This is a genomic window from Pyramidobacter porci (assembly GCF_009695745.1).
Classification (GTDB): domain Bacteria; phylum Synergistota; class Synergistia; order Synergistales; family Dethiosulfovibrionaceae; genus Pyramidobacter; species Pyramidobacter porci.
Window position 1 is genome coordinate 1 of sequence record NZ_VUNH01000007.1, and the last position, 19,818, is coordinate 19,818.

Below are 19,818 nucleotides of genomic sequence, written 5' to 3' on the forward strand. Positions count from 1 at the left end.
AAGGCAAGAAAATCTGCGACATGGCCTACGTGTACGACGTCAGCGTTCAATGTCATGTCTGCGCATCGCCTCTGTCTACAGCGGCAGCTCTGCATCTTGAAGCTGTAATACCTAACTTTGTTATCCATGAGCATCATCAGGTAAATCTTGAAGATTATCAAAAGAGACTTTGCACAGTCGATTGGCAGCCTGTCAACGGTAAGTTTAAAGTGCCCGAAGGTCCAGGACTTGGTTGTGAATTTACTGATTACGCACTAACCCATTATAGCCAAAAGGCAGTCATCGAATAAAGGAATAATACTGATTCTTAATAGAATAGTTTAGCGTCGAGTGCTCAGCGCCCCGAGGGAGTCAACCCGATCAAACTTACTTAACTGCCGTGCAGCTTTGCTTGGTGAATCTCCCTCAGGACGCTCTTATCCTCAGTATTCTAATCATAAACAACATGAAAAGAAATAAAGCTGTTGTAGATGAAAATGACAGCTGCTAGTTGCTATAGCTGTCATAAAAAACTATTTACAAAAGGAGGTATTCTCATGGCAGTCAAAGTTGTAAAGCAACCAGCTCCTCCAAAAGGAAGGCTAGGAGTTCCTGAACTCTATGCCCTTGCAGTTGGTCAGGTCATTGGCGCTGGTGTCATTACTCTTGTTGTCCCATCCATAAAAATGACAGGTTATTCTGCGTGGCTTGCATATTTCGCAGCTATTGTGATGGGCTTCATCATGATTTCGCCAGTTATGTTCATTTCTTCTGCCTTACGCCTTGGAAGCGGCGACTATTCAGTTTTAGCCGCCATGAGTGGCCCCAAAGCTGCAGGGATTTTCTCATTTTGCTACTTGACTCAATGTATGTCGTTGTCACTCTTCGGGACCTCTGCAGCTGCCTACCTAGGGGATGTATTTCCCATCTTGGGAGGAACAATGATGCGCATTATCATCGGCGTATCCTTACTTGTAATCTTCTATATTATTAACCTTTGCGGAATTGATATTATGGCTGGGGCCCAAAAACTTATGACATGGCTACTGATTGCCGCATTGCTACTGTTTACAATATTTGGATTAATGCAACGATCCCTGCCTATCTTTGATACCAGTAATTCTCAATGGTTGACACAGGGATGGGGGATCACATTTAAGAATGGTAAAATTGTTGGCGGATTCTTCGGTGCAACGCTCCTGTTTATCTATTCTACACAAGGTTACCGGATGACTTCTGCCTATGGCGCAAGTTCTATGAACGCTCGCCGGGATATTCCTCTTGCAATTTTGATGACTGTCCCTACCCTTATTGTTTTATATTGCGGTGTTGCAATGGCTGGCAGTGGAGTTATGACTATTGAGGAGTATGGCTCGTCTACAACGCTAACTTTTGCTGCCCAACGTATTTTTCCTGCATGGCTTTACTATTTCTTTATTGTTGGCGGCCCAATCATGGCTCTGCTGAGCACGCTAAACTCTTCCTTTGCATATAACAGCATTTTAATCGGACACTCCTGCGATGATGGTTGGCTACCAGTCTCTTTCGGTAGAAAAAATAGAAACGGTGCGCGGCAGTGGATTCTAACTTATATGTTCTGTATCGCAATCATTCCAATTGTCATGGGGTTCTCAATCACTGTAATTACTAATATGATTCAATTGATTGGCGCCTTTCTTTCTTTTCTTTACGTTTCTGCCTACATTCGTATGCCAAAAACTTATCCTGATGCATGGAAAAAAGCTCGTCTACACGTATCAGATGGGATCTATTATGCATGCTGTATCTTGTCCTTCATTGGTTACGGCATTGTCTTCTGGAAGTCTATTCTTAGTATTAACACACATTTGGCAATCATCAACGTCAGCGCATTACTTATCCTCTCTGCTCTCGGTATTTGGCGTACTAGGACCGGTAACATTGTTATTCACACGTGTCTTTGGACAGAAGAAGATGAAATTGAGGCTAATAAAGTACGCGCAACTACAATGAGTACAAACTGATTCCTCAGAAGAAATCAGTATTTCTAGAAAGAAGGAGTCTATTCTAATGAAGATCACAAAGGTCGAGATATTTGAAGTGAAAACTCGTCGTCCAGTATGGCGTCCTGTCATGTGCCGTATTTACACTGACGAAGGGATCTATGGCGATGGCGAGGCAGCGTTAGCTTATGGAATTGCTTCTCCTGCCGCTGCTGGTATGATTCGTGATTTAGCTACATTGATTATCGGCATGAATCCTTTGGACAATGAAGTCATTTGGGATAAGCTTTACAAGTGTACGTTCTGGGGGCAGAATGGTGGCCCTGTAGTTTTTGCCGGCATCTCTGCGTTGGATATTGCCCTATGGGATATTAAAGGCAAATATTATAGTGCTCCTCTTTACCAACTGTTAGGTGGCAAACGCCGTGATAATCTCCGCACTTACGCAAGTCAGCTGCAGTTTGGTTGGGGGGACTGTTGTAAAAATAGCGTAACATTAAGTGCTCCTCATGATGCAGTTACTACACAGGATTATATTGAAAACTCAATGAAAGCAGTAAAAGAAGGTTATGATTGCATCAAAATTGACTTCTTCACGTTTGATCCTATGGACGGTCACCGCTATACCGATGAAGACTGCTGTCGTTTGTTGAGTCCTCACTACATTGGGATTGTCGAAGAGCGGGTCGCTGCTGTTCGTGAAGCCATTGGTCCAAATGTTGACATTATTATGGAGAATCATAGCCGCCCTGATGCACAGAGCGCTATCCAACTGGCAAGAGCAGTGGAAAAGTATAACATTTTCTACTTCGAAGAGCCGAATACTCCAAGCCCAAAAACTGCAAAATACATTTCTGACCATGTCAATATGCCTATTTCCCACGGTGAACGCGTGTACAGCCGCTGGCAATATGCACAGTATTTCGAGAATCAATCCGTGCAGGTCATTCAGCCTGATCTTGGCAATTGTGGCGGCATCACCGAAGGCAAGAAAATCTGCGACATGGCCTACGTGTACGACGTCAGCGTTCAATGTCATGTCTGCGCATCGCCTCTGTCTACAGCGGCAGCTCTGCATCTTGAAGCTGTAATACCTAACTTTGTTATTCACGAACATCATGTATTTAACCTGCATGATTATAATAAGGAACTATGCTCCATAGATTTCCAGCCTGTTAATGGCAAGTTCAAAGTCCCCGAGGGACCAGGTCTTGGTGCGGAAATTAGCAAATATGCGATGGAAAATGCAAATAAATATGTCGTTGAGTAAAATGTACGAGTAACCAAGCCCCTCTGCTTTCGCAGAGGGGCTCGCCTTTAAAGTAGTACTTGTCAGCTTTATAGATGCAAAATTATACACGTTAAGTAACACCTTCTAACTTCTTCCAAAGGAGGAACATTGATCTTGGATGCAGTTGTGCTTGATGTAGTTAAACTACTAGGTGTCTTTTTTATCATTATTACTGTTATGTGGCTGGGAAAAACTCTTATGTTGGCAATGGTAATCACATCTGTAGGCACTATTCTGTTGTATCAGATTCCCGCAGGTGTGGCATGGAAAACCATTTGGAAAGGAGCTACAAGCTGGACAACAATTCAGCCTTTACTAGTGTTTTATACCATCACGTTTCTTCAACGAATGATGGAGAAAAGGAAAGATCTTAGCAACTGTCAAATTGCAATGAATGGGCTCTTCAATAATCGGCGTATTAATGTATCGATCGTACCCTTTCTACTTGGTTGCTTACCAGCGGCAAGTACAGTTTTAATCTGTGGCCCTATCGTACGGGATAGCGTCGGCAATTATCTGGCAGCCGATGAAAAAGCAGCAATTACCTCTTATTTCCGACATATTTCAGAGAGTTTTTTGCCGACATACACAACCATTTTTATTGCTCTTGAGTTAACGAACGGAGCGGTTTCCGCCAGCAGTTTTATACTAACAATGCTGCCTATGGTTATTCTTTTATTTTTTACGGGCTATATTATCTACCTTCGCAAAATTCCTAAAGATACTGGTATGAAATCAGACCTACCAAAACGTTATTATTGGGAACTCTTAGTAAAAAGTGTATGGTGTATTGCCTTAGCAATTGCGATCATCCTTATTTTTCATTTACCTGTATATATAGCGGTATTTATCTGCATCACGTTCAACTTTTTCGTGAATAAATTTTCATTCTTAGAAGTGCAACCATTTTTCCGCACGGCTTTTGAGAAACGACTCATGTTGAGTACATGGCTTGTGATGATTTTTAAAGAAATTCTAGGAGCTACAGGAGTCATCAATAAGCTGCCTCAATTCTTTTCGCTGCTACCAATCCCCACCTATATGCTCTTTTCTCTAATCTTCTTCTTAGGGACCGTCGTTGCTGGCAGTCAGGCAATGATTGTTCTGTGTATGCCAATGGTAATGGCATCGCTAAATGGAGGTAACGTACTACCAATGTTTATCCTACTCATGTGCATGAATTATATTGCTATGCAGCTCTCCCCTGTACATATTTGCCTGACTATGTGCGCTGAAGATTATAGAATTTCACTAGGACAACTAATTATAAAAACAATGCCAATGGTAATCGTTTTTTCCGCCTTCTCTTTTATGTATTATTTCTTTTTAACCGGCCTCAGCTTTAAATGGTAAAAGATAGAGAAGATAGGGCATCACGTGCTGAAGAATCACTAAAATCATTTTCCTCGCAATTGTAATTGATAAAGATATTTCATGTACAAAGTTTCAGTGTTATAATTAAAGTCGAATATATCTGAATTAGGAGAGTTGACTAATGCCCCTCCAGGGATCAGAAGCTAAGTACATGAATGAAAGAGCGTTAAGGCCTGTGCATAGGGTAAAGATCCAACGCACATCAATGTCCGATCAGATCTGCGCTTCCATCAAAAAGGACATCGTAAAAGGGGTTTACCAAGCTGGAAGCAAATTGCCCTCAGAAGCTCAGCTCGCAGAAATTTTCGGAGTGAACCGTCTAAGTGTACGTATGGCATTGCAGAAATTAAATACGCTCGGTTTTGTAGAAACAAAGGTCGGAGACGGATCTTACGTAATGCCCTATTCTTTGCGCCCTATCTTAAATGAAATCTCTGTTTTATATCAGAGTGACGAAAAATATAGCGAGGTACAGCAACTGCGCGGTTTATTGGAAAATGAATGCCTAAAGATCGCTATTGAGAATGCAACAGAGGAAGAAATAGCACAGCTAAAACTCAGGCTGGAACATTATCGAAAAACGCATCTTATGTATGCAAGAAATGTCGATGATGAACAATGCCTTGAGGATGTGGTGGATGCAGACTTCGCTTTCCACTACCAAGTCGTCAAAATGAGTCATAATAGTCTTTACAAAGATATTTATTACATGGTGCAACAATTGATTCGTGAACATATCACTAAATTGATATTTACCCGTGCCCACCGCCGCTTGGAACGAGGAGAAGATCCGGCGCTTCCAAATTCAGAAAACGATACACACGTCCAGATTTATGAAGGAATTGCCTCCGGGAAACTTGACGAAACTATTAATGCAAGCAAGCGGATGTTAGGAATTATTCCTTTAGATATAGACAGAGATTTATAGTAACCAGAATTATGCATTATAATAAAGATATAGGGTAGATAGAGGGGAAATTTTGCTTTTGGCAGGGGAATGTTATGAGAATGCTGTTCTTGATTAAAAAATGGGAACGAAAAAAACAATAATCTGAATGTCACCAGCCTCTAAACTGTCTGGAGATATTTCTGTTCAAAGCCCCGACTGTACCAGAGAGGGCTCCGAATAACAAGGGGGAGAAGAATACAGGCCGAACGTCAGCCTGCTTCTTCCCCCCTTATTTTGTCTTGGAACCGTTTTCCTCTTGGCGCCGGGTTTAGACCACCTCAGACGCAGCCGCATCCTTCTTCAGACTGACCTCCGGCTCGCGGGGGATGCTGAACAGCGGGATGAAACGATCCCAGCCGGTGATCGTCAGAACCAGCATCGAGACCACGGCGACCCAGGCGAAATAGTTGTGCGTGATCACGCCCATCACCGTCAGCGTGTCGGCCGCCAGCGGATACACCGACGTGGCGATGCCCATGAAGAAGCCCATGTAGGCGTGCCACGGGATCAGCTGCGACCCGAGCACGGCCATGGCGTCGGCATACGTGGCGTTGCGCAGCGCCAGACGGTACATGGCCTTCTCGTCACCCTGCACCGATTTTTCCGTGAGATTCTTGATGATCGGGCTGATCGTGACGATCTGCGCCATCTCGTCGGCCATCGCCGCGTTGCCGATCAGGCATAGCAGCGCGTTGCAGAACATCAGCTGGCGCACCTTGGAGACGACCTTCAAGATCATCGCGGCGATCGAATCGAACGCGTTCATTTTGCGCATGACGCCGCCGAACGCGCCGACCCAGAGCATCATGGCGATCGACCAGCCGCCCGCGGCCGACGCGCCGTCGTAAACCAGCTGCAGGAACTTGTTGATGTCGGTCACCGTACCGGCCGCCCAGCCGAGAAGCCCCGAAAAGAGGATTCCCGCGCCGAGACAGATCAGCGTGCTGACGTTGCGGACGGCAAGAAGAAGCACGACCAGCAGCGGGATCACCATGTAATAGGGAACGCCCGACTGGACCTGCTTCAGCAGCGTTACCGCCGCGGGGCGTTTGTCGGCCAGAACCGTCCACACGCCCTCGGGAATCTGCTGGATTGCCACCGCCGCCGAACCTTCCGTATCAGGCAGCCCCATCGCCACCGCCGCAAAGTAGAAGATCACGGCGCTGACGATCAGGCACAGCCCTGACCACACGCCCTGATAGCGCATGCGGTCAACCAGCTGCACGTTCTGCATGCCGCAGCTGACCACCGTCGTGTCGGAGATCAGGCCGATGTTGTCGCCGAAGCATGAGCCGCCGGCAATGGCGGCGAAGGTCAGCACCACGCTGCCGCCGACGATGTGGTTCAGCCACAGGAAGATCGGCGCGCAGGCCGCGATCGTGCCCCACGACGTGCCCGTGGCGACGGACAGCACGCAGGTGACGAGGAACCCCACCACGGCCACCAGCTTGGCCGTCAGCCCCAGCGACAGCGCCAGATTGATGATCGCGGCCGCCACGCCCGTAGCCATGAAGCACTCGGCGACGGCATACGCAGCTTCCAGAATCAGGAACACGATCAGGAAGTTCTTCAGGTTGTCCAGCGCCGCGTCGAGCAGTTCGTTGAACTTGTAACGCTCCGTGACCATCGCCACGAGGCAGGCGCAGATGAAGGAAATCGGCGACGCCAGCAGAATGTCCATGCCGGAAAGCATCAGTCCGGCCATAACGCAAATCGGCAGCAGCTTTACCAGTGCGATCATACAAAAAACCTCCCTCTTAAGTCTTCCCGCGGCCCCTGAAAAGGAATTATACCCCCGGCAAAATTCCTCCCGTGCCTCCCTCAACTCGCGCCCTCTTTTCTCTCCTTGTTTGGAGACATTTTACGGATATTATTTTATCTACGATTTTAAAATTATACAATATAAAATCTTAACCTTCAAGAATCCCCGGACATCCCGAGGCCCGCCGCGCTCATCGATCTGGCGTTTTCTCTGCTCGAGAGGCCAGCTGCAATGAACGATTCCGCCTTTTTCAATAAACCTCTTAAAACACGCGCCGCCCTTCAAAAAACGTCGCTTGGTTTTTCACCTTGCAGATATTCTCAGGAGCACGATCGAATACGTTACCGTCGGCTACCGCGATGTCGGCGCGGGCACCGGGGACCAGCATTCCGGCCGTGCCGTCCTTCGCCCCAAGAGCCTTCCACGGGTTCGTCGTGTACAACTCCAGCGCTTCATCAAGCGTCAGTTTTTGGCCGGCATTTTGTCCTTGCAGCATTGAACCGTCAAGGCCGCAATGCGTCGCCGCGATCCCGATGCCGTACCACGGATTCGGATCGTCGCACGGAGCGTCGCTCGATCCCGTCAGCAGCACGCCCGCGTCAGCAAGCCTACGAAGCTGATATGTCCGGCGGTACAGGCGTTCGCCAAGGCGCGAAGGAGCCATATTGCGGTCATCCCACATCTGGATGGGTTGAAGATCGACGACGATCCCCGCACGGGCAATGCGTTCGGGCATTCCCTCGGGCAGCACGATCGCATGATTCAGACGATATGAAAACGTCGGCCTGCCAAGCTCTTTCTGAACGGCCTCCATACAGCGAACCACTTGTTCGTTCGCCGCGTCGCCAATTGCGTGAATCTGCACCTGAATGCGCCGCTTCTGCGCGGCGCGAAATTTTTCCATCAACTTTTCATCGGTATACAGCAGACGGCCGTATTCGTCGTCTTTGTCGGAATACGGCTCATTCAGGGCGGCCGTGCGAGCCCCCAGGGATCCGTCGGCAAAGAGCTTGAGACCGGCGTAGGCAATATGGCCGCCGTTCAGACCGGCTCCGGAACGAATCGCAAAATTCGGCAGTTCGTCGTGATAGAGAAACACGCGCATCGGCAGCGCGCCTCTTTCATCAAGATCCTGGAGGATATCGGGCCTCTCGCCCAGGGCGTAGGACGGCGCGTCGCAGGCGTGCAGCGCCACGATCCCCATCGACGACAGTTTTTTCAGCGCTCTCTCGGAGAAAGACATCAGGGCTTCGTTCGTCTCATACTGAGCCTCAATGGCCTTGATCATCGCGTCGGCGCCGCTGTCGAACAAGCGCCCTGCCGGCAGCCCGTCCGCGCCGCGTTCGATCTCCGGATCACGCGAATCCCACAGGCCCGAAAGTTCAAACGCTTTCGTGTTCGCGATGTGAAAATGAGCTCCGTAATGGCTCACGAGCAGCGGCGTCTCCGGCGCAATGCTGTCGAGCTGAAGGCGGCTTGGAACGGCCGGATGCTTCCAATTCAGCTCAATGAAGTTGATGCAGCGAACCCACTGGCCAGGCGCCGCGTCTTTTACCTGCGCCCGGAGAAAATCAAGCAGCTCCTCAAGCGAATTCGCGGCGCCGCAATCCGGATACATACCGGCGCGGGCGTAAGCTCCAAAATGAATGTGGGAATCGGTAAATCCAGGCGTCACCAGGCAGTCGCCGAAATCGTAAATTTCTTCGCCTTTTGCCGGAACGACATCAGACTTTTCCCCTACCTGAACGATCCTGTCGCCGCCAATACGCAGCGCTTCCGCATGAGGATTTTGGGGATCGCCGGTCCATATATTTCCCGTCACGACACATGATTTCGACATCATACCGCCTCCTTGCGAGGTCAAACTTTTTCGGCGCGTCGGCACCACGTAAAAGGGCAGCCGGCATCCGCGACAGCCCCGGCCGCCGGAACTGGGACAGTCAGGATCGCGTCGTGAGCCGCGCGCTATCGGAGCAACAAATTCACAAGCCCCATGCTGACGGACGGAACGTACGTGAACAGCATCAAGCACAGGATCATAACCGCGACGAACGGCATGATGCTTTTCGACAGCACGCTCATTCTCTCCCCCGAAACGGCTGAAGCGACGAACAGATTCGCGCCGTACGGCGGCGTAATGAAACCGATCGCGAGCGCAACGGTCATGAACAGGCCGAAATGCACCGGATCGACGCCGATTTGTTTCATGACCGGCAGAAAAATCGGCGTGAGGATAATCATCGATGAAATGTTATCGACAAAACACCCGACGACGAGCAGCATCATGTTCACCAGGAGCAGGATCACCCAAGGCTTGCTAGAAATGGTCAGGATCCACTCGCCAACCTTCACGGGGATTTCCGCCATCGTCAGGTACGCGGCAAAAGCGGCGGACAATCCCAGCATGAAATTCGTCGCGCCGTTCACGACAAGAGCGTCCATGAACGCGGCTCTGATGCTTTTCGCGTCAAGCTCGTTGTAAACGAATTTGCCGACAAAAAGCGCATACACCACACCGACGACCGCCGCTTCGGTCGGAGTAAAGAAACCGCCGTAAATGCCGCCAAGAATGATGACCGGCACAAGCAGGGCCCAGAAAGCGCGTTTGAAACTCAGCACAACGTCGCGGAAACCGTAGCTGCGGTCAACCTTCGGATAGTTTTTCTTCTTCGCCGTAAAATATGAAACGAACATCAACGCGACGCCAATGATGATGCCCGGCACAATGCCCGCGACAAACAGCTCGAGCACCGACTCGTCGGAAACGACGCAATAGATGACGAACGGGATCGAAGGCGGAATGATGACGCCGATGGAACCGGCGGCAGCCGTCAGAGCCGCGGCAAAATTGCCGTGGTACTTCTTTTCCCTCATGGCCGGGATCATGAACGAGCCGATAGCTGTCACGGTGGCGGGGCCGGATCCCGAAATTGCCGCGAAGAACATGCAGGCGAGAACCGTGACCATCGCCAGTCCGCCCGTCACCCAGCCGATCAGGCTTTCGGCAAAGTCGACAATGCGCTTGGAGATGCCGCCGTAGCTCATCAGCGTACCGGCCAGCATAAAAAACGGAATGGCCAGCAGTGGGAACGAGTCAATGCCCGTAAAGGCGCTCTGAGCGATCAGGATGGTCGGGATGGACTCCGTCGTGATCATCGTAATAAGCGTCGCCAATCCAAGCGAGATGCCAATCGGAAGGCTGACGCTCAGAAAGACGAACAACAGGCCAATCAATATCAGGATATCCATAATATCGGCCTCCGTTACGCCTGTTCTTCGACAGGAACAGCCTCGTTTCCATCTTCCGGCCTGCCCTTCAAGACGCCTCTGGCCTGAAAGACCAGACGGACCGTCATCGCAAGCGCGCCGCACGGGATGGCGGCATAGGGGATGGCGATCGGGATACCCATGGCAGCCGAGACCTGACGACGATGCCAGATCATGCCGACAAGCTGGCTGCCTTTGAAAAACAGGAACGCGCCGAAAAAGATCCAGAGCCCAAGAACGATGAGTTCAAGCGTTTTTTTCGCGTTGCCGTGAAAATGCTCGGACAGAACTTCGATGCGCAGATGACGATGCATTCTTGTCGCGTAGCTGGCGCCGAGCCATGTCTGCCAGATAAACACATAGCGGGCAAGCTCCTCGCTCCACGATAACGAGTTGGAAAAAACGTACCGCATGACGACCTGGATGAAAATGACCGTCACGGTACAGATCAGGGAGAGATAGAGCAGGTTCTCCTCGATCTTGTTGTAGACCGCAGCGAGCTTGGACATGATACCGCCTCCGATCAGACGAATTTCGAGGCGCTAGTTGTTGAGGCAGGAGCGCGCCACGTCGACGATATCCTTGCCGACGAGCTTTTCGGCTTCTTCGTAAATCGGGGCGGTCGCCTCGACAAACAGTTTGTGATTTTCGTCATTGATCGAGTTGACTTTCATGCTTGTCTTCTCCAGTTCCGCAATGGTTTCGGCTTCAAGATTCTCTGTCGCCGCGCGGACGTCAGCCTCGTACTGTTTGCCGGCGGCCAGCACAACATCCTGATACTCCTTCGGAAGGCGCTGGAAGAAATTTTCGGACATCACGAGCGGAGCGACGGAGAACACGTGCCGCGTCAGCGAATAGTATTTCTGAACCTCATAGAACTTTGCGGAGAACGTGAGGATCGGCGGGTTATCCTGACCGTCGACGGTTCCCTGCGAAAGAGCGGTGTACAACTCAGAGAAACTCATCGGCGTCGGATTCGCGCCCAGGGCCTTGAACGTCGAAACGTGAAGCTGATTTTCCATGCAGCGAATCTTCAGACCGCCAAGATCGGCCGGAACATCGATCGGCTTTCGACTATTGCTGATACTGCGGAAGCCGTTGACGCCCCAGGCAAGAATACGCAGCCCCTGATCCAAGCAGGCTTTCTCGAGCATGTCTCCCAGTTCGCCGTCCATGGCTTTGTAGGCCGTCTCGTAATCCTTGAACAGAAATGGAAGGTCAAAGACGTTGAACCTCGGATCAAACGTCCCCAGCGTGGAAGTCGTCGTGATGCCGCATTCAATCGTGCCAAGCTGCATGCCTTCCGTGGCTTGACGGTCACCGCCAAGCACGCCGTTGAAGTGAATCGTCACTTTGACGTCGCCGTTCGTCTTTTCTTCGACCGTCTTCGCAAACTGCCTCAAAGGCGGCGTCGACTGGTTCCTCTCGTTGCCGGTCGAATGAATCTTCATCTTGTACGTCTTCGCCGAAACGGCAGAGGCCGACGCAACAAGCATCGAAGCACAAAGAGCCAGCGACAGGAAACGTTTCATATTCATTTGAAGACCACCCTTCTTGAGTCTGAGCCCGAATCGTTCCGGGCCGTCTGAGTGATGAACCAGCCGTTTACCAGCGGCACAAGCGTCGTCAGGCATCGCGTGACTCGCCCAGCGAAAGTGGTTGAAAACTGTTCGATTCAGAATTTTACTATTTCCGTGCAGCCTCAAGACACTCATTGTAGTACTTGACGAAGTACTCCATGCCGGAACGGATCGTGTCGATGCCGACCGTATAGGCGATTCTCACGTGATTTTTGATGCCGAACGAATCGCTCGGAACCACGGCGACTCCGTACTTGTTCATCAACCCCATCGCGAAATCAAGCGGTTTCATGTTCAGTTTTTCGATGGACGGCAGAACGTAGAACGCGCCTTCCGGCGAGGGGAAATCCGCCCCGGGGCATTTTTTCAACGCTTCAATGACAACGTTGCGACGTTCCTTGAATCGTGCCACTTTCTCCCGCGTAAAAGTTTTGCAGTCTCTAAACGCGGCAGCCGCACCGATCTGACCGAACGCGCACGCGCAGCTTGTAGTCATCAGATGAGCCTTGGCGAGCATCGCAACCACATCATGCGGAACGTAGGCATAGCCAATGCGCCAGCCCGTCATGGCGAACGTCTTGGACGAAGAACTGACGATGATTGTCTGGTCGGCGATCTCCGGATAATCGAGCGGCGAAACGTGTTTTTTGGCGTAGATGATCTCGGAATAACACTCGTCGGCAACCAGCCAGATGTTCTTTCCTTTGACGAACTCGACGAGCTTGTCCATGTCTTCGCGGCTCACAACGCAACCCGACGGGTTATTCGGCGTGTTGAGGAGGATCATGCGGGTCTTATCGGTCACCGCGGCTTTCAGTTTATCCATGTCGATGCCGTAGTGCTCGCCGAGTTTCGCCGGCACTTCAACCGGCACTGCGCCGGCAAACAGAGCCTCTTCGCGATAAGCAAGGTAGCACGGCGTGAAGAGAACAATCTCGTCGCCGATATCGAGCAAAGCAAGCATCAGAGTCATCAGAGCCTCTTCCGCGCCGCAGGTCACAACAAGATTGTTCGGATCCAGCGTGTAGCCTTTGCGAGCTTCATGTTCGGAAATCGCAGAGCGGAGCTCCTCAATGCCGTACGTCGAAGTGTAGTGCGTTTTGTTCTCGTCGAGAGCGCGCTTGCAAGCCTCCTTTGCCGCTTCGGGGGAGTCGAAGTCGGGCTCGCCGATTTCAAAGTGAAATGTCTTCATGCCTTTCTTCTCAAGTTTATTGCAGGCATCGGCAATGTCGCGAATGCCTCCGCCAAACGAACACTGAGAAATACGGCGCGTCTTTTCGTGCAGAGCGATCATGGGAATCTCCTCCCTTTCCTTTCGGTGTCATTCTAAAATTCGTTCAGTTGCCCGACTGGGCGTTTCCCGAGGTACGCATCTCGAACTTCCTCCGCAGCCGTAACGCGAAGCTTGTGCAGAGACTGGCTGGAATACCACGCCACATGCGGCGTCAGAATGATGCCGGGCTCCCTGAAAATCGGGTGGTTCATGTCCGGCATCGGCTCGCCTTCAAGGACGTCGAGGGCGGCGCCTGCGATCCGTTTGCTGTGAAGTGCCGCCGAAAGAGCGTCAATATCGACGAGCTCGCCGCGCGACGTGTTCATCAAGAAAGCGGTCTTCTTCATGAGCTTCAGACGGTCAGCGTTGACAAGGCTGCGGGTTGCCGGCGTCAGCGGCACATGCACGCTGACAATGTCGGCCTGACGGAACACGTCATCGATATCGTCAATGACCTCAACGCCGAGAGCGGCCGCCCGCTCGCGATTCATGAACGGATCATAGGAGATGATCTTCTTGAACAGAGGTTTTGCCTTTTGAGCGAACAGAGTGCCGATTTGTCCCAAACCGAGAATGCCAAGCGTCATCTCCTGAACTTCCGTTTTTGGCTCCAGGTCCTGAAGGAGCCACGATCTGTCGTGCATAACCTTCCAAGTATACTGCGGCAGATGATTGGCCAGCGAAAGGGCAGCGGCGAGAGCGTAGTCCGAAACCTCCTCAAGGTTAAATCTCGGCACGTTACAGGCGATCACGCGATGTTTCGTCGCCGCCGGGATGTCGATGTTGTCGGCTCCCATGCCGTGACGGACAACGATTTTCAGATTCTTCATCTTCGACATCATTTCGTCGGTAACCGGAGTGATGTCAACGATCAGACCGTCAATTTCCGGAAAAGCGGCTTCAAACTCGTCGCGACTCGTGAAGCGGTAAACGTCTGAAACATCCTTAAGAACCTCGGTCTCAATCTTGTCTTCCGTGACGACAACACTATAGATGCCTGTTTTGAAACGCTTCGTCACAAAGCTCCCCCCTTAACAGCATTTTAAATCGCGATCACGCAAGACACTTTAACCGCACGTTGTCCAAAGCAGACAACGCTCGAAATACAGAAATTCCGCCTTGCCTCACATTTCAGCCACTGTCGATAATAGATCAGACATTTTTGGAAACTCATCAGAAACGACGTATGCCGTCGCATGGAAGCGAAAATAAAACTTTACTTCGCATCGATAATGGAATCTTCGCGACGATATGTCCTTTTGCTGGAGATAGCCCCCGTTTTCCACTGGAACAGCCCCGCGAAACCCCATATCACGGCGATTAGTGGGCACAGCCAGTTGAACAAAGCATAAGGGAGGTAGGAGAAGCTGTTCACGCCAATGGCCGCGGTCGCAAACGCTCCACACAGATTCCAAGGGATCAGCAACGACGTGACCGTGCCGGAATCTTCCAAGGTACGCGACAGGCACTGCGGAAGCAAATCGTGCTTTCTGTAGGCCGGCATCATCAATTTGCCGCCAAGAATGATCGTCATGTACTGGCTCGCCGTGATCAGGTTCAGAAAAATTTCAAGACAGACCGTTGTGGCAACCAGGCGACCGACCGTTTTCGTAAAAGAATGCATCTTTTCAAGAAGCACGTCAAGAACCCCGCACTTTTCAAGGATACCGCCGTAAACCATGACAAGCGTGCTCAGTCCGCAGTTGTAGTTCATCGAGAAAATGCCGCCGCGCGTCAACAGCTTGTCGATCTGCCCCACTCCGGTGTTCGAAACAAATCCCTGCTCCATGATCGTCAGGATCGACGGGATGCTCTGGCCTTGCATCACAACGGCGAGCAACGCCGCCGCAAGCGTCGAAATCAACAGCGTAGGGAACGCAGGGAAGCGTTTCAACGCGAGGAGCAGAACGATAAGGGCAGGAATCAACGTCAAAACGTTCATCCTGAAAAGCCCATGGAGCGACGTCATGATGTTCAGCACGGTTGCCTCATCCGTCGTTCCGCCGGCCTGAAAGCCCAAAATAGCAAAACCTGCCAGAGCCAAAACTATTGCCGGGCCGCCGGTATATAACATAGCACGAATATGATCAAATAGATCTGCTTCGGCAACAGCCGGTGCGACATTCGTCGTGTCGGACAACGGCGACATTTTATCGCCAAAAGCCGCTCCCGAGACGACGGCTCCCGCCGTCATTGCCGGGTTCACGTTCAGGCCTACGCCGACCCCCATCAGCGCAACGCCCACGGTGCCGATCGTGGACCACGAACTGCCGGAAGCCATCGATACCACCATACAAGCCAAGCAGGCTGTCACCAGAAAGTATTTCGGGTCAATCAGCCGCAATCCCCAGTAAATGATCATCGGCACCGTGCCGCCGGCGATCCATGCCCCGATTAACGCGCCGATGCAATACAGCAGGACCAGTGTCGGAATCAGAAGCTTGCCGCCATATATGATGGCTGCTTCAAGTTTTTTGTAGGAACACCCGTCAAAGGCAAGAAGCAGCATGCTGAATCCCATGCTGATCATCATTGTGATATGCAGCTGCACTCCGGTGACAAAGATCGCGCTGCACATGGAACAAATCAGAAACGCGACAATGACGAAAGACACCCACGTTTTGGGCCTGAAATAAGTTGAAGCTTCCTCGTGAAAGACGCTTTCTGAGTTCCGTTCCACCATCAGAATTACCCCCTTATGCAGTGTGCATTTCCGTTTTACAAAAAATCCCTTAGACCGGTCTAGGAACGCACCGGCCACGGTCGGGGTTCATGATCTAAGGGATCTTTATACATTGTCGCGCGAATATTATCTTACGAGTACAGCCCCGCCGTCTCGCCGCCGTCGATGCGAATATCGGCGCCGGTGATGTAGCGGGCGTCGTCGCTGGCCAAGAAAGCGTAGAGCGCGCCAATCTCCTCGGGCGCGGCGTGGCGCTTCATGGGAATGCCTTCGTTGACCTTGGCCAGCATCTCGTCGGTGTACTCGGCGCGCTGCATGGGCGTGAGCACGTAACCGGGGCACACGCAGTTGACGCGCACGACGGGGGCCAGTTCGAGCGCCAGCGTCTTGGTGAGCAGGATCACGCCCGCCTTGGAAGCGTTGTAATCGGCGTACCAGCGATGGCCTTCGGTGCCGTTGCTGGAGGCGGTCATGAGAATCACGCCGCCGCCCTGCGCCTTCATGCGCCTGCCGGCCTCTTTGGCGCAGAGGAACATGCCGCCCAGGTTGATGTCCATGACCTTTTTCCACTGCGCGTAGGGGATGTTCAGCGCGTCGCTGCGGATGGAGATGCCGGCGTTGGAGATCAGCACGTCGATGCCGCCCAGCAGGCGATCCATCTCCGCAAAAGCCGCTTTGACGTTCTCTTCGTCGGAGACGTCGGCCGCGGAAAATCCGGCGAACTCGGGATGCTCCTTCTGCGTCGCCTCGAGGGCTTTTTTGTTGTAATCGACGATGAAAACCTTCGCGCCTTCCGCGGCGAAACGGCGGGCCGTCGCCAGTCCGATGCCGCTGGCCGCGCCGGTGATCATCACGCGCTTGCCTTTCAGCTCTTCATAACGTGCCATAAAAAGACCTCCTCAAAGAATGATCTCGTTCGGGCGCTTCGCCCGAACTTTTTTATTCTACGGCAAAACGTCGGGAATGCTTCTTCATTCCACGCGGTGCATCTGGCGGCGGTCGTAGCCGGTCACCACGGCGGCGTAGCCGCGGAACCGGCGGTCGAGTTCGGGGTCGCCGGTGTCCACGAGCAGGGGCTTGGGGAACAGGCCGATCAGCTTGGCCGGCGTGGCGACGACCGTCACGTTTTCCACGCCGACGCGGCGCAGCACGGCGGGGCTGAGCTGCTGGTTGCCGCGGCCGAAGATGTGCCCCTGGCCGCCGATGACGGTGACGATCAGCGTGGTGTTGCCCGGCTCGACCAGGTCGAGGAGCTGGCGCTCCGTCAGGTCGGCGGCGACGAGGCGGCGGTCTTTGACGGCGTCGACGCCCAGCAGCGTGCCGGGCAGTTCCAGCTCGTCCATGATCGCCTGAGTGGTGGTGCCCGAACCGATCAGATACAGGCGGCCGGGAGCCATGTGCTCTGCGACCCACACGGCGATGGCGGAGCGGTCGCAGGCGTCGGAGTTCGCGCCGCCCGATTTGCGGTCCTGAAGGCAGCCGCGGTCGAGCGGCACTTTCAAATAGCCGTAGAGGCGGGCGTTGACCGTGCCGCGGCGAAAAGCTTCTTCGTCGATGTCCATCACTTCGGCGTCGCCCAGTTCCTTCACGCCGCCGGAGGCGAACTTGCTCAGCAGCCGACCGGCGCGCACAGGCGTGACGCCGTAGACCGCCGAGTGGATCTTGACGCCGGCCGGCACGCCGATCACGGGAGTCGCCGCGCCTTCCAGCGCGGCGCAGACGTCGCGGGCCGTGCCGTCGCCGCCGGCGAAGAAGATCAGTTCCGCTCCGGCGGCGGCCATGGCCCCGACGGCCGCGCGCGTGTCGGCGGCGCGGCTTTCGCCCGCCGGACGCCATACGATTTCGTAGGGAAGCCGCCGCTCTTTCAAAAGCGTTTCGCCCATCTCGCCGCCGCAGGCGAGAAAACCAACGCCGTCAGGCAGCGGCAGCGCGGCGTCGAGCGCCTGCGCCATGCGCCCCGCGGCGCGGGGCACGGCGCCGAGGGCACGGGCCCGGCGGAGCGTTTCCGCCCCGTCGGTGCCCTTCAGCGCCACGGAACCGCCCATTCCTGCCACGGGATTGACGAGAAAGCCGATTCTCATCTATTTCTTTTTCGGCTGGAAATAGCCCGTGTACTTCTGTTTGTAGTTCCGCCACGACAGCGCCCACTTGTCGGGGTCGTCGAAATAGTCGTGGCTGATGTGGTGCACGGTGCTGTTCAGCGGCGCGGCGCGGATGACCTCGGGCTGCTCGTAGCACTCGCGCGCGATGGCGGCGAGGATCTCGCAGTAGGTGTCGAGGTCGCGCTTGCTGTACGACTCGCTGGGCTCGATCGTGAACGGCTCGGGGATCACCCACGGTTCGTGGCTGCTCCAGTAATGCGTGCCATAATCGGGAATGCGCCGCGAGAAGTCGGCGGTGCCGAAGCCCGTGTCCTTTTTGAGCTGTTCCCAGCTGTAACGGACCTGCTCGATGCGCGGTTTGTGATTGGGGAAACTGATCGACGCGCCCTTGATGGCGAGGATTTTTTTCATGCAGTAGTTGTTATTGAGGATCGCCACCCGGCTCACCTCGCGCAGCCCTTCCGCCCCCAGGCTCATGATCCAGGCGTAGGCGCGCACCGCCACGGGCGCGACGCCCCAGAAGGACTTGACCTTGCCGCAGCTGCGGGGCAGGTCGAAATCGAGGTAATAGCCTTTCTCCTCGCTGCGTTCGACCAGAGGCGCGGGCAGATAATCGCGCAGCTCTTTGCGGCAGGTCACCATGCCGACGGCGGGGCCGCCGCAGCCGTGCGGCGACGAGAAAGTCTTGTGCAGGTTGAAGAACGACATGTCGAAGTCGGCCTCGACGGTGCGGGTGATGCCCAGCAGGCCGTTGGCGTTGGCCTGGTCGTAGCAGCAGATCGCGCCGGCTTCGTGAGCCAGCCGCGTGAACTCGCGGATGCGGCGGTTGAAGATGCCGGTGTCTTCGGGGTTGGTCATGAAGATGGCGGCGACTTTGTTGTTTTTCAGCGTCGCCTTGAAAGCTTCGATATCGGGCAGCCCCTCGGCGTCGGGCGGCAGCACGACGGCCTTGTACCCCTTGACGATCGGGCAGGCCGCGTCGGCAGGGTGCGAGAAGAACGTGGTGACGACGGTGTCGCGGTCGTTTTCCCCCTTCGCTTCCCAGTAAGCGCGCACGACCGACGCCATGGCGAGGATGCCGTGCGCGCCGCCGCCGGGCTGGATGCTGAAGCAATCGAGGCCGGAAATTTCCTTGAACAGCTCGCCCAGACGCCAGACGACTTCGAGAATGCCCTGCGCCGTGCCGTCCGGCTGCAGCGGGTGCATGTCGGCCAGCTTGGGGCAGCCGGCGAGGCGGTCGTTCACCTTGGGGCTGTACTTCATCGTGCAGGTGCCCTGGCCGATGTCGATGTTGCTGTCGACGCCGAGGTTCTCCTGCGCCAGATGGTTGTAGTGGCGCGCCAGCTGCGGCTGCCCGATCTCCGGCAGGTCGGGCGCGTTTTTGCGCCTCATGCACTCGGGCAGGCTGGAAACGCCGTCGCCCGCTTCGGCCGCGACGGCCGCCGAAACTTCCGGAACCAGCACGCCACGCTCGCCTTTCACGCTCAACTCGTAAATAATCGGCTCGTTCCAGCTCGCCTGATGGAAACGGTCCAGTCGGGCGTCTCTTTTGTCCGCAATTTTATCCATGACGATC

Annotated in this window: 16 protein-coding genes; 5 read left to right on the forward strand and 11 right to left on the reverse strand. The window is 53.5% G+C overall.

Features of this window, described 5'->3' with window-relative positions; genetic code table 11:
* From FYJ74_RS07025 to FYJ74_RS07045, 5 genes are all read left to right on the forward strand, one after another.
* Positions 1–290 (forward strand): enolase C-terminal domain-like protein (locus FYJ74_RS07025; RefSeq protein WP_326830901.1); only part of this gene is annotated, 290 nt, incomplete at its 5' end.
* Between the two features lie 246 nt (positions 291–536).
* On the forward strand, positions 537–1,982 hold the full coding sequence (locus FYJ74_RS07030) for an APC family permease (protein WP_154528877.1): 1,446 nt from the start codon (positions 537–539) through the stop codon (positions 1,980–1,982).
* 46 nt (positions 1,983–2,028) lie between these two features.
* Positions 2,029–3,231, forward strand: a complete 1,203-nt coding sequence (locus FYJ74_RS07035; protein WP_154528878.1) for a mandelate racemase/muconate lactonizing enzyme family protein — start codon at positions 2,029–2,031, stop codon at positions 3,229–3,231.
* Between the two features lie 135 nt (positions 3,232–3,366).
* A complete protein-coding gene (locus tag FYJ74_RS07040; RefSeq protein ID WP_229769408.1) occupies positions 3,367–4,605 on the forward strand; it encodes a DUF401 family protein in 1,239 nt (412 codons plus the stop codon).
* Between the two features lie 142 nt (positions 4,606–4,747).
* Positions 4,748–5,554: a FadR/GntR family transcriptional regulator gene (locus FYJ74_RS07045; RefSeq protein ID WP_229769409.1), complete on the forward strand. Its 807-nt coding sequence runs from the start codon at positions 4,748–4,750 to the stop codon at positions 5,552–5,554.
* Positions 5,555–5,843: 289 nt separating this feature from the next.
* On the opposite strand, the gene FYJ74_RS07050 is transcribed toward FYJ74_RS07045, so the two are convergent.
* From FYJ74_RS07050 to gcvPB, 11 genes are all read right to left on the reverse strand, one after another.
* Positions 5,844–7,316, reverse strand: coding sequence for a Na+/H+ antiporter NhaC family protein (locus FYJ74_RS07050; RefSeq protein WP_154528879.1), 1,473 nt, complete (start codon positions 7,314–7,316; stop codon positions 5,844–5,846).
* A gap of 283 nt (positions 7,317–7,599) precedes the next feature.
* The gene (locus tag FYJ74_RS07055; protein WP_195838842.1) at positions 7,600–9,177 is read right to left on the reverse strand and encodes an amidohydrolase; all 1,578 of its coding nucleotides are present in this window, start codon (positions 9,175–9,177) and stop codon (positions 7,600–7,602) included.
* Between the two features lie 125 nt (positions 9,178–9,302).
* Entirely contained in the window at positions 9,303–10,586 is a 1,284-nt protein-coding gene (locus FYJ74_RS07060) for a TRAP transporter large permease (protein WP_154528881.1), read from the reverse strand.
* Positions 10,587–10,600: 14 nt separating this feature from the next.
* On the reverse strand, positions 10,601–11,113 hold the full coding sequence (locus tag FYJ74_RS07065; protein ID WP_154528882.1) for a TRAP transporter small permease: 513 nt from the start codon (positions 11,111–11,113) through the stop codon (positions 10,601–10,603).
* A 33-nt stretch (positions 11,114–11,146) separates the two neighbouring features.
* Positions 11,147–12,142: a TRAP transporter substrate-binding protein gene (locus FYJ74_RS07070; protein ID WP_229769410.1), complete on the reverse strand. Its 996-nt coding sequence runs from the start codon at positions 12,140–12,142 to the stop codon at positions 11,147–11,149.
* 148 nt (positions 12,143–12,290) lie between these two features.
* Positions 12,291–13,478: a pyridoxal phosphate-dependent aminotransferase gene (locus tag FYJ74_RS07075; RefSeq protein WP_154528883.1), complete on the reverse strand. Its 1,188-nt coding sequence runs from the start codon at positions 13,476–13,478 to the stop codon at positions 12,291–12,293.
* A gap of 32 nt (positions 13,479–13,510) precedes the next feature.
* Complete coding sequence (locus tag FYJ74_RS07080) at positions 13,511–14,476, reverse strand: C-terminal binding protein (RefSeq protein WP_154528884.1); 966 nt, start codon at positions 14,474–14,476, stop codon at positions 13,511–13,513.
* A 197-nt stretch (positions 14,477–14,673) separates the two neighbouring features.
* The gene (nhaC, locus tag FYJ74_RS07085) at positions 14,674–16,140 is read right to left on the reverse strand and encodes a Na+/H+ antiporter NhaC (RefSeq protein WP_154528885.1); all 1,467 of its coding nucleotides are present in this window, start codon (positions 16,138–16,140) and stop codon (positions 14,674–14,676) included.
* A 131-nt stretch (positions 16,141–16,271) separates the two neighbouring features.
* Positions 16,272–17,027: an SDR family NAD(P)-dependent oxidoreductase gene (locus FYJ74_RS07090; RefSeq protein WP_154528886.1), complete on the reverse strand. Its 756-nt coding sequence runs from the start codon at positions 17,025–17,027 to the stop codon at positions 16,272–16,274.
* 84 nt (positions 17,028–17,111) lie between these two features.
* On the reverse strand, positions 17,112–18,221 hold the full coding sequence (locus tag FYJ74_RS07095; RefSeq protein WP_154528887.1) for an ATP-NAD kinase family protein: 1,110 nt from the start codon (positions 18,219–18,221) through the stop codon (positions 17,112–17,114).
* Positions 18,222–19,811: an aminomethyl-transferring glycine dehydrogenase subunit GcvPB gene (gene gcvPB, locus FYJ74_RS07100; protein ID WP_154528888.1), complete on the reverse strand. Its 1,590-nt coding sequence runs from the start codon at positions 19,809–19,811 to the stop codon at positions 18,222–18,224.
* Positions 19,812–19,818: the final 7 nt, after the last annotated feature.